The sequence below is a fragment of the Bacillus sonorensis NBRC 101234 = KCTC 13918 genome (genome assembly GCF_001592005.1).
Taxonomy (GTDB): Bacteria; Bacillota; Bacilli; order Bacillales; family Bacillaceae; genus Bacillus; species Bacillus sonorensis.
The window spans coordinates 56,591-67,863 of the sequence record NZ_BCVZ01000020.1; the positions used below are offsets into that span (position 1 = coordinate 56,591).

At 45.1% G+C, this 11,273-nt stretch carries 10 protein-coding genes and 1 other annotated feature (1 of these 11 cut by a window edge); all 10 genes read right to left on the reverse strand.

Going from position 1 to position 11,273, the window contains the following annotated elements; genetic code table 11:
• Nucleotides 1-108, reverse strand: a binding site (T-box leader); it reaches 125 nt to the left of the window's first position.
• The 10 genes from gltX to BTR1S_RS18025 all read right to left on the reverse strand — a co-directional run bounded on the left by gltX (nucleotide 105) and on the right by BTR1S_RS18025 (nucleotide 11,135).
• Nucleotides 105-1,565 carry a glutamate--tRNA ligase gene (gene gltX, locus BTR1S_RS17980; protein ID WP_029418443.1) on the reverse strand — a complete coding sequence of 487 codons (1,461 nt, stop codon included), beginning with the start codon at nucleotides 1,563-1,565 and terminating at the stop codon, nucleotides 105-107. Its footprint overlaps the feature before it by 4 nt.
• 80 nt (nucleotides 1,566-1,645) lie before the next feature.
• Nucleotides 1,646-2,122, reverse strand: coding sequence for a 2-C-methyl-D-erythritol 2,4-cyclodiphosphate synthase (gene ispF / locus BTR1S_RS17985; protein WP_006640296.1), 477 nt, complete (start codon nucleotides 2,120-2,122; stop codon nucleotides 1,646-1,648).
• Complete coding sequence (gene ispD, locus BTR1S_RS17990) at nucleotides 2,115-2,810, reverse strand: 2-C-methyl-D-erythritol 4-phosphate cytidylyltransferase (RefSeq protein ID WP_006640295.1); 696 nt, start codon at nucleotides 2,808-2,810, stop codon at nucleotides 2,115-2,117. Before ispD ends, ispF begins: the two co-directional genes overlap by 8 nt.
• Nucleotides 2,811-2,825: 15 nt before the next feature.
• Nucleotides 2,826-3,914, reverse strand: coding sequence for a PIN/TRAM domain-containing protein (locus BTR1S_RS17995; protein WP_006640294.1), 1,089 nt, complete (start codon nucleotides 3,912-3,914; stop codon nucleotides 2,826-2,828).
• Nucleotides 3,915-4,043: 129 nt separating this feature from the next.
• Nucleotides 4,044-5,120 (reverse strand): DNA integrity scanning diadenylate cyclase DisA, encoded by a 1,077-nt coding sequence (gene disA, locus BTR1S_RS18000; RefSeq protein ID WP_029418444.1) that lies wholly within the window; start codon nucleotides 5,118-5,120, stop codon nucleotides 4,044-4,046.
• 3 nt (nucleotides 5,121-5,123) lie between these two features.
• Nucleotides 5,124-6,503 (reverse strand): DNA repair protein RadA, encoded by a 1,380-nt coding sequence (gene radA, locus BTR1S_RS18005; RefSeq protein ID WP_006640292.1) that lies wholly within the window; start codon nucleotides 6,501-6,503, stop codon nucleotides 5,124-5,126.
• Nucleotides 6,504-6,578: 75 nt separating this feature from the next.
• Nucleotides 6,579-9,011, reverse strand: a complete 2,433-nt coding sequence (gene clpC / locus BTR1S_RS18010) for an ATP-dependent protease ATP-binding subunit ClpC (protein ID WP_006640291.1) — start codon at nucleotides 9,009-9,011, stop codon at nucleotides 6,579-6,581.
• On the reverse strand, nucleotides 9,008-10,099 hold the full coding sequence (gene mcsB, locus BTR1S_RS18015; protein ID WP_006640290.1) for a protein-arginine kinase McsB: 1,092 nt from the start codon (nucleotides 10,097-10,099) through the stop codon (nucleotides 9,008-9,010). Before mcsB ends, clpC begins: the two co-directional genes overlap by 4 nt.
• On the reverse strand, nucleotides 10,099-10,656 hold the full coding sequence (gene mcsA, locus BTR1S_RS18020; protein ID WP_029418445.1) for a protein-arginine kinase activator protein McsA: 558 nt from the start codon (nucleotides 10,654-10,656) through the stop codon (nucleotides 10,099-10,101). The genes mcsB and mcsA overlap by 1 nt, the downstream gene beginning before the upstream one ends.
• A gap of 14 nt (nucleotides 10,657-10,670) precedes the next feature.
• The gene (locus BTR1S_RS18025) at nucleotides 10,671-11,135 is read right to left on the reverse strand and encodes a CtsR family transcriptional regulator (protein WP_006640288.1); all 465 of its coding nucleotides are present in this window, start codon (nucleotides 11,133-11,135) and stop codon (nucleotides 10,671-10,673) included.
• Nucleotides 11,136-11,273 lie beyond the last annotated feature (138 nt).

Genomic DNA, 11,273 nt, shown 5'->3' on the forward strand with positions numbered 1-11,273 from the left:
TCTCAAGAGGCGCATTTCTAAAGCCGGGCGCTTAAGTCTTTTCCAGCCGATGAAGACTCTCTCTTTAAAGGCCGCTGGCTTTATACTTCTCCCTGTCAACGATTTTACTTATTGATCAATGTATTCAGACGTTTTAAAACAGTGTCTTTCCCTAATAATTCAATGGACTGCGGCAGCTCCGGACCGTGCGTCTGGCCGGTTGTCGCTACGCGGATCGGCATAAACAGCTTCTTCCCTTTATGCCCTGTTTCTTTTTGAACCGCTTTGATGGATGCTTTGATCTGGTCAGCCGTAAACTCTTCCAGCTCCCCGAGCTTGCCGGCAAATGCACTCAGCACTTCAGGCACCTGCTCTTCATCCAAAACAGTCCTTGCTTCACGATTATACTGGATTTCTTCTTTAAAGAACAACTCTGTTAACTCGACGATTTCGGCGCCGTAGTTTAATTGATCCTGATAAAGGGAAATCAGCTTGCGGACCCATTCTTGTTCGCTTTCGGAAAGTTCTTCAGATACTTTGCCGGCTTTTTTCAAATGGGGAACCGTCAGATCGATGACCTGATCAAGGTCAAGCTTTTTCACATACTGGTTGTTGACCCATTTCAGCTTATGCGCGTCAAACACGGCCGGTGATTTTGACAAACGGTTGACATCAAAGATCTCAATAAACTGTTCTTTTGTAAACAGCTCTTCTTCTCCGACCGGAGACCATCCAAGCAGTCCGATAAAGTTAAACAGCGCTTCCGGCAAATAGCCGAGCTCTTCATACTGTTCGATGAACTGAATAATGGATTCATCGCGTTTGCTGAGCTTTTTGCGGTTTTCATTGACGATCAGCGTCATATGTCCAAAAGTCGGAATATCCCAGCCAAACGCATTGTATATCATAATTTGTTTCGGCGTATTTGAAATGTGATCCTCTCCGCGAAGCACATGAGTCATTTTCATTAAGTAGTCATCGACCGCTACCGCAAAGTTGTAGGTAGGCGTTCCGTCTTTTTTAACGATAACAAAATCGCCGATGCCGTCAGTTTCAAAAGAAATTTCATCTTTGACAATATCCTTGAAAGTGATGACTTCCCCTTGAGGGACTTTAAAGCGGATGCTCGGCTGCCTTCCTTCAGCCTCAAGCTTTTCCTGCTCTTCTTCAGTCAAATGGCGGCATTTTCCGGAGTAGCGCGGCATCTCTCCTCGGGCCGCCTGTTCCTCGCGTTCTTTTTCAAGCTCTTCTTCCGTACAATAGCACTTATAGGCGAGGCCTTTTTCAAGAAGCTCATCATAATATGTTTTGTATATGTCGTTTCTTTCAGATTGGCGGTACGGTCCATATTCTCCGCCGACATCAACGCTCTCATCCCAATCGATGCCAAGCCATTTCAAGTAGTTAAGCTGACTTTGCTCTCCGCCTTCAATGTTCCGCTTTCGATCCGTATCTTCAATGCGGATAATGAACTTTCCGCCTTGGCTGCGGGCAAATAAATAGTTGAAGAGAGCTGTTCTTGCATTTCCGATATGTAAATGGCCGGTTGGACTCGGCGCATAACGGACCCGAACTTCGTTTCCCATCTGTCAAACTTCCTTTCATCTCAATCAGAGTTCAAATTTATTCTTATTCTATCATCAAATGAAATGCTCTTCAAAATGAATTATGCCTTTTGGAGCAGAACGGAAGCCTGAGCGGCGATCCCCTCAGCCCTGCCCGTAAATCCGAGCTTTTCTGTTGTTGTCGCTTTTACATTAATTTGCGATTTTTCCGCTTCTAAACCTTCGGCAATTCTTGCCCTCATGTCTTCGATATATGGAGCCATCTTTGGCTTTTGGGCAATAATTGTGCAATCAAGATTTCCAAGCGTGTAGCCTTTTTCTTTCACAAGATTCCACACATGCTGGAGCAATTTGAACGAATCAGCGTCCTTGAATTCCGGATCAGTATCCGGAAAATGCTTGCCGATATCGCCTTCGCCTATTGCACCAAGACAGGCGTCTGCAATCGTATGTAACAGCACATCAGCATCTGAATGTCCCAGAAGCCCTTTCTCATAAGGAATGGTTACTCCCCCTATAATGAGCGGTCTGCCTTCTGTGAGCTGATGAACGTCAAATCCTTGACCAATTCTAAACATGTTCATTCCTTCTTTCCGCTTCTAATATCGCTTCTGCAACAAGCAGATCATCAGGGGTCGTCAGCTTAATATTTTGATAATCCCCATGAATAATGGCGACCTTCCCTCCGGCTTCCTCGACCAGACTCGCATCATCCGTCCCCAGAAAGCCATTTGCTTCCGCTTGGATATGTGCGTTCATCAAAATAGAAAGACGAAAAGCTTGTGGGGTTTGAGCGGCCCACAAGCTTGAACGTTCAATCGTCCCGGCTACCTCTTTGTCTTGAACGCGTTTTATCGTGTCTTTTACAGGTACGGCAACGATCGCTGCGCCCGTCTGTCTTGCTTTCATGACGAGCTGTTCGATATGCTCCCGTTTGATAAAGGGTCTGGCTCCGTCATGAACGAGAACGATCTCTTCTTTTCCAGCAGCTTTAATTCCTTGAAACACGCTTTGCTGACGTTCTTTCCCGCCCGGAATGATCTCGATCGGAGTCGTGAAATGATGCTTTTTCAAAAGGATCTCGAATTCTCCGAATTCCTGTTCATTGATGACGAGGATGATCCTTTTGCAGGCGTCATGGCCTTCAAACACCTTTAATGTATGGATAATGACTGGCAGTCCTTTTGCCTCGATAAACAGTTTGTTTTTCCCGGCATTCATTCGCTTGCCTTGTCCGGCAGCGGGAATGACGACTTCGTAATTCATCTTCTGTCTCCCTTTTTAAAGCGCCTTTTCCAGCAGCTTCGGCTTGGCGAAAATCATTCTGCCGGCCGCTGTCTGCAGCACACTGGTCACCAGCACATCAATATGTTTGCCGATATAGTTTCGTCCCTCTTCCACGACAATCATTGTGCCATCGTCCAAATACGCCACGCCCTGATTATGTTCTTTACCGTCTTTAATAACCTGTACTTTCATTTCTTCCCCTGGAAGCACGACAGGTTTGACAGCATTGGCCAAATCATTAATGTTTAATACGGCTACCTTCTGAAGCTCGCATACCTTATTTAAATTGAAATCGTTTGTGACGACGACTCCCGAAGTCAGTTTTGCCAGCTTGACCAATTTGCTGTCGACCTCTTGAATGTCTTCAAAATCGCCTTCATAGATTTCAACTTTGATATCCAGTTCCTTTTGAATCCGGTTTAAAATATCAAGTCCTCTTCGTCCTCTGTTTCGTTTCAGGACATCAGAGGAGTCGGCGATATGCTGAAGCTCTTCCAGCACAAACTGCGGAATCACAATCACACCTTCTAGAAAACCGGTCTGACAAATATCAGCAATTCTCCCATCTATAATAACACTTGTATCTAAAATTTTCAGCTTTTTGTCCTGTTCTGTACGCTCTTCTTCTGCCGCGCCTTTCTTCTTGCGGGATGAGAAGAGAGTGAGCATCTCATCTTTCTTCTTAAAGCCTACCCGGAACCCGAGATAGCCCAGAAAAGCGGCCAGGACAATCGGAATCACCGTGCCGATCAGCTGATATGGGATGTTCTTTAACGGAATAACGTTGACGATAAGATAAGCTAGCATGAGTCCGAAGATTAATCCTAAAGAGCCAAACAACAAATCTGATACAGGAGCTTTTATTAGAGAATCCTCAATCCCTTTCACCCAATTGATCACATGATCCGCACACCAGATGCCCAGAAGAAAAAAGATGACGGCTCCCAAACAAGCGGACGTATACGGGTTTGTTACTAAAGGTATGTCCTGTACGTTCAACAGCATAAACAATTCCGGTATGAGAAATATACCGATAACGCCTCCTATAATCGCAAAGAACGCTTGAACTATTCGTTTCAACATACCTTCACCTCCTTTGTTTACGGTTATTTTTTTATGAATGCAGCTGCTTTCATCTGTAAAGGGGAAAACAAAAAGTAAAAATAATATACCCATAAATTGCAATTTTTAATCATTTTCAGAAAAAATTTCTTACAGCTGCCTATCAATATAATGTTTTTCCTGAAGCCTTTTTAACCCTTTCTTTATCTTTTGGGCACGGACGGCCCCAATTCCTTCCACTTCATCCAATTCTTTTACATCCGCCTCGATAATCAGTTTTAAATGGCCGAACGCTTCAACGACATTTTCGACAATCGGCATAGGGAGTCGGGGTATTTTGTGAAGAAGTCTGTAGCCTCGCGGAAATACATATTCCTCCATATTCGTTGCGGCCGGATAACCGAGAAGTTTCAGCAGTATGGAATCATCCAGAAGCTCAAAGCTCGACATATCCTGAAGCTGTTTCAGAAGGACAAACGGGTCTTTGATTTTCTCTTTAACATAATCTTTAACAAAAAGCGCCGCTTCCTGTTCCATGTCTGTGATCAGCTCGCTTACTTGAAGCCTGATCAAATGGCCTTCAGTCCCCAGCTCTTTAATGTACATGTTAATCTCATTTTTGATTCTGAGCACCATTTCATACCGGTGCAAGACGGAAATCACATCACCAAATGTGACAAGCTCTTCAAACTCCAAAGCGCTTAAAGTTGAAATCGCATTGTCCAAAATCAATTTGTATTTTTCAAGCGTCTGAATCGCCTGATTGGCTTTAGTTAAAATAAAGCCGATATCTTTGAGAATATATTTCATATTTTCCTGATAAAGCGTAATGACATTTCGTCTTTCAGAAATGGCAATGATCAGACATCCTGTCTGCTTTGCCACACGCTCGGCGGTTCTGTGCCGCATTCCCGTTTCTGAGGACGGGATTGTCGCTTCAGGCATAAGCTGTGTATTGGCATAAAGGATTTTCTGACCTGAGTCACTCAAGATAATCGCGCCGTCCATTTTGGCAAGCTCGTACAAATGAGCGGGGGAAAAAGAAGAATTGATATGAAATCCGCCATCGACCACTTCTTTTACCTTGTCGTTATATCCAACAACGATTAACCCGCCGGTTTTCGCCCGCAGCACATTTTCAATCCCCTCGCGGAGGGGCGTTCCCGGCGCGACAAACTGCAAAATTTCTGATAGATCATGTTTCGCTCCCTTTTTTTCTTTTTCCATCTATTATGATCCTCCTAATGAAGTTCGAAGAGCCTCAGCTACATTTTCAACACCGACGACCTCAATTCCTTTCGGTTTGGTCCATCCTTCCAAATTTGCGGCGGGAATAATCATTCTTTTGAACCCAAGCTTTGCCGCTTCCTGAACCCGCTGTTCGATTCTAGATACTCTGCGGACTTCTCCGGTAAGGCCCACCTCGCCGATAAAACAATCCGTCGGATGGGGAGGTGTATCTCTAAAGCTTGAAGCAATGCTGACCGCCACGGCAAGATCTATCGCCGGTTCATCAAGCTTTACTCCGCCGGCGACTTTTAAATAGGCATCCTGATTTTGAAGCAGCAGGCCGACTCTTTTTTCCAATACAGCCATGAGCAGCGAGACGCGGTTATGATCAATGCCGGTGGCCATTCTCCGCGGATTTCCGAAGCTTGTAGGTGAAATGAGCGCCTGAATTTCGACCAGAACCGGCCTCGTTCCTTCCATTGATGCTACAACACTTGACCCGGCCGCTCCCGCCGAGCGTTCTTCAAGAAAAATTTCCGACGGGTTCAGCACCTCAGTAAGGCCCTCTTCCCTCATCTCAAATATTCCCATTTCATTTGTCGAGCCGAATCGGTTTTTGACGGCTCTTAAAATCCGGAAAGTGTGATGCCTTTCCCCTTCAAAGTAAAGGACGGTGTCGACCATATGCTCCAACAGTCTCGGCCCGGCAATCGAGCCTTCTTTCGTAACATGTCCGACGATAAATATCGGAATTCCTTTTGTTTTGGCGAGTCTCATCAGCTCTGCGGTGCATTCCCTCACTTGGGATACGCTGCCCGGAGCTGAGGTAATGTCGCTTTGATAAACGGTTTGAATTGAATCCACCACAACAAAAGAAGGATTCATCTCTTCTATAGAAGACGTAATATACTCCATATCGGTTTCAGATAAAACGTGCAGAGTTGAACTGTTGATGCCTAACCGGTCCGCTCTTAATTTCGTTTGTTTGACAGATTCCTCCCCTGATATGTACAGGACGTTTTCATTTAAATCGGCAAGCTGCGCGGAAACCTGGAGCAGCAAAGTCGATTTTCCGATGCCTGGATCACCGCCGATTAAGACAAGCGAGCCTTTGACGATGCCATTTCCCAGCACGCGGTTAAATTCGCCGAGATTCGTCTTGATCCGCGGTTCTTCTGACGTTTCGATTGATGAGATGGGCGACGGTTTTTGAACCCTTTGAACGGAATGAGAAAATGCGGTTCTTCTGTTGGCGGCCGGTTTTTTAATCGTTTCTTCGACCATCGTGTTCCATGCGCCGCAGCCCGGGCATTTCCCCATCCATTTTGGAGATTCATAGCCGCATGATTGACAGATAAATTTAGTCTTTGTTTTAGCCATTGTTTTTTTAAATCTCCCTTTATAAGAAAGTGAGGCATACCTGTTACACGTATGCCTCTTTCTCTTTTCTCTATATTAGTTCGTTTTCGCTTCGGTTTTTACGACAAACTCTCCGTTTTCCACATCGAGCACGATGTGCTGTCCTTTTGTAATGTTGCCCTTCAAGAGCTCTTCAGACAGCCGGTCTTCGACATGCTTTTGGATGGCCCTTCTGAGCGGACGGGCCCCGTATTCAAGGTCTACCCCTTCTTCGGCGATTTTTTCTTTGGCCGCTTCTGTCAGTTCAATTGAAAGATCCTGTTCTTTCAGACGCTTTGTCAATTGGTCTGACATGAGGGAGACGATGTCTTTCAAATGTTTTTTCTCCAAGGAGTGGAAAACGATGATTTCATCAATCCGGTTGATGAATTCCGGTCTGAAGGCGCGTTTTAATTCGCCCATGACCTTGTCTTTCATATCTTTGTAGTTCTGCGTTTCGTCCTGTACGTTAAATCCGACGTATTTATTTCTTCTCAGTTCGCTTGCGCCGACGTTTGACGTCATAATCAGGATCGTATTTCTAAAGTCGACTGTACGTCCTTTTGAATCGGTCAAACGGCCGTCTTCAAGCACTTGCAGCAGAATATTGAAGACGTCGGGGTGAGCTTTTTCAATTTCATCGAGCAGGACGACAGAATAAGGTTTTCTTCTTACTTTTTCAGTAAGCTGTCCGCCCTCATCATAGCCGACATATCCCGGAGGAGAACCGACGAGCCGTGATGTCGAATGCTTCTCCATATACTCTGACATATCGATGCGAATCATCGCTTCCTCATCGCCGAAAATCGATTCGGCAAGAGCGCGGGCAAGCTCAGTCTTACCTACACCTGTCGGACCAAGGAAGATAAACGAACCGATCGGACGCTTCGGATCTTTTAGACCCGCACGAGCGCGCCTTACAGCTTTCGCAACGGCGACAACCGCTTCATCCTGACCGATAACACGTGAATGAAGAATGCTTTCCATATTCAGCAGCTTATCTGTTTCAGTCTGGGCGATTTTTGAAACCGGCACTCCGGTCCAGCTGGATACGACCATCGCAATATCATCGACTGTCACTTCGGAGTTTTCTTGTCCTTGCTTTTCTTTCCACGTTTTCTTCGTTTCCTCTACCTGTTCGCGCAAACGCTGTTCTGTGTCACGCAAAGACGCTGCTTTTTCAAATTCCTGGCTTTGAACTGCGGCATCTTTTTCTTTGCGGACTTCATCGAGTTTTTGTTCAAGCTCTTTCAGGTTAGGAGGCGTTGTAAATGAACGCAGACGAACCTTTGAACCGGCTTCATCGATTAAATCGATCGCTTTGTCAGGCAGGAAACGGTCAGAAATATAACGGTCTGACAGCTTCACGGCCGCTTCGATCGCTTCATCTGTAATGGATACACGGTGATGGGCTTCATAGCGGTCACGCAAGCCTTTCAAAATCTGAATGCTTTCCTCAGGTGAAGGCTGATCAACCTGAATCGGCTGGAAGCGCCGTTCGAGGGCCGCGTCTTTTTCAATGTATTTACGATATTCGTCTAGAGTTGTGGCCCCGATACATTGCAGCTCTCCGCGCGCAAGAGACGGTTTCAGAATATTGGACGCGTCGATTGCGCCTTCAGCGCCGCCGGCGCCGATTAATGTATGAAGTTCATCGATAAACAGGATGATGTTTCCCGCCTGGCGGATTTCATCCATCACTTTTTTAAGGCGGTCTTCAAACTCCCCGCGGTATTTTGTACCTGCGACGACAGTTCCCATATCAAGCGTCATAACCCGCTTGTCGCGCAAGATTTCAGGTACTTCATTATTGATAATCTGCTGGGCCAAGCCCTCAGCTATCGCCGTTTTTCCTACGCCTGGCTCCCCGATTAATACAGGGTTGTTTTTCGTTCTGCGGCTCAGAACTTCAATGACGCGCTGAATCTCTTTGCTCCGTCCGATGACAGGATCAAGGCTGTCTTCTTTAGCAATAGCGGTTAAATCACGTGCGAGACTGTCCAAAGTAGGTGTGTTGGCATTGCTGTTAGCACCTGAGGCGCCTCCTCCGCTTTCATTGCTGCCCAAAAGCTGCAGCACCTGTTGTCTTGCTTTATTTAAGCTGACGCCCAGATTATTCAGCACTCTGGCAGCGACGCCTTCGCCTTCACGTATTAATCCCAGGAGGATGTGCTCGGTTCCGACATATGAATGGCCGAGCTTTCTCGCTTCATCCATCGCTAGTTCTGTTACTTTTTTCGCCCTAGGTGTGTAGTGGATCGACTGGGACATTTCCTGCCCCCGGCCAATCAGGCTTTCTACCTCTTTTTGAATTTTATCAGGGCTCAGCCCCAGCGCCTGCAGCGCTTTTGCCGCGATTCCTTCACCTTCGCGGACAAGGCCCAGCAGGATATGTTCAGTTCCAATATTATTATGCCCGAGACGCAGAGCCTCTTCCTGGGCAAGGGCCAATACTTTTTGTGCTCTTTCTGTGAATCTTCCAAACATCATATCGTTTCATCCTCCTGTCTATTGCCGTTATTTTCTAATTTTAATCGTTCTCTAATGAGGGCTGCTCTCCTGATATCTCTCTCGTTGGCCCTTAATACGCCCCCCGAATATTGCTGAAGGAAGCCGGGCTGAGTCAGAATCATCAGTTCATTTAATATATTTCTGGAAAGACCTTTAATAATTCCGAGATCAATTCCAAGACGAACATCTGAGAGGCATCTTGCCGTCTCTTTTGATTCGATCATCCGGCAGTTGGATAAAACGCCGTAGGATCTGTACACACGGTCTTCAAGCTCGATTTGCGAAGTCTGATAAAGCGCTCTTCTCGCAGACCGTTCCTGTTCGATTAATTGCGCAACCACACTGTTAAGGTCTTCAACAATGTCGTGCTCCGACTTTCCAAGAGTGATTTGATTCGAGATTTGAAAGATATTCCCTAATGCTTCGCTGCCTTCACCGTAAATTCCTCTCACAACAAGGCCCAATTGATTGATTGCCGGTATAATTCGGTTGATTTGCCTAGTTAACACGAGAGCAGGAAGGTGCATCATGACCGATGCCCTGAGCCCCGTTCCTACATTTGTAGGACAGCTTGTCAAATATCCTCGTTGTTCTGAAAAAGCATAATCGACTCTTTCTTCAATCCAATCATCGACTTGATTTGCCGCTTTTAAGGCCTCAGTGAGCTGAAACCCGGGGAAAAGACATTGGATGCGTACATGGTCTTCTTCGTTTAACATGATGCTGACCTCTTCATTTTCAGAAAGAAGACAAGCGCCAAAAGAAGCTTCTGTCAAATGCGGGCTGATTAAATGCTTTTCAACAAGGACCCTTTTCTCCAGCGGCTGAACCTGTTCCATTTTCACCAGCTCAAATTTGCCTAAGCCAGGCACTTCATATCCGGTGAATTGTTCTTCAAAAAGTGCGATAATCGCTGAAGCCTCTTCATTTGAGAAAAGGGTAGGAAAGCGGACTTTCTCCAAGTTCCGGGCAAGACGGATCCGGCTGCTCAGCACGATGTCACTTTCAGGGCCTTCCTGCCGCATCCAATTGCTTAAAGCATCCTGAATAAAATGCTGCAGTGACATCAGTCTTCCCCCTCCTTTTGATTAGCGTTCAAGTTTTGTTCAAGGGATCTGATTTGATCCCTGACACTGGCCGCTTTTTCAAACTCTTCCTGCTGAATCAGTTCTTTCAGCTCTTTTTTCAGCGTTTCAATTTGTCGTCTGACATGCAGGTTTCCGCCGATTCGCTTAGGAATTTTTCCGGCATGGACAGTGTTGCCGCTGTGAACTTTTCTTAAAATCGGGGTGATGTAAGAGTGAAACGTTTTATAGCACTCAGAGCATCCAAAACGCCCCGTTTTGCGGAATTCCGAAAATGACATATTGCACTTTTTGCAACGCAGGACTTGTTCCGGCTGTTGAAACAGCTGGGCCTCCCCGGTGTTTGTAAAAGATGAGTCAAAATTTAAAAGTCCGGATAATAAATTATGGATCGAAAATCCGTTGTTTTCACTCATAGAATATGATTCACTGTTCTCCTTCGCACATTGTTCACAAATATGCATTTCCTGTTTTTCTCCGTTAATGACTTTTGTAAAGTGAAAAGTAGCCGGTCTTTCATTACATTCTTGACATATCACGCTTTTCACCCGCTTTATTTAAATTTAAGTGACGTAAGCATGGCTTTCATCATTCTCGCTCTTAATTCATCACGTTCAGGTAAATCAATATATAAAACAGAACGATCCATCACACTGACCATCAATTTTGCTTCGCTTTCTGTGATCACTCCATTTTCCAACAGTCTTAAAATGATGTCATCTGAAGCTGCTTGTGAAAGCCTTGTGTAGATTTGATCCATTATGTTATTGATCAAATCGATTTTGTCGTTCATTTTAATTTTAATAATGCGGATATATCCTCCGCCGCCTCGTTTACTTTCAACAATGTATCCGCGTTCACTTGTAAATCGCGTATTGATTACATAATTGATTTGAGAAGGAACGCACTGGAACTTATCGGCTATTTCGCTTCGTTTTATCTCCAAAATTTCCTTCCCGTTTTGTTCCAATACTTGTTTTAAATATTGTTCGATGATATCGGAAATATTTTGCCCCACTCAGCCCCCTCCTTCACTTGACTTTGACTATATTTGACTTTAACTTTACTATAAGTGGTTTTTGATTTTTTTTCAACTAATTGCTCTTCATTGCTTTATTATTTCCACTTTTAACCCTCATAAAACCTTAATTGCATA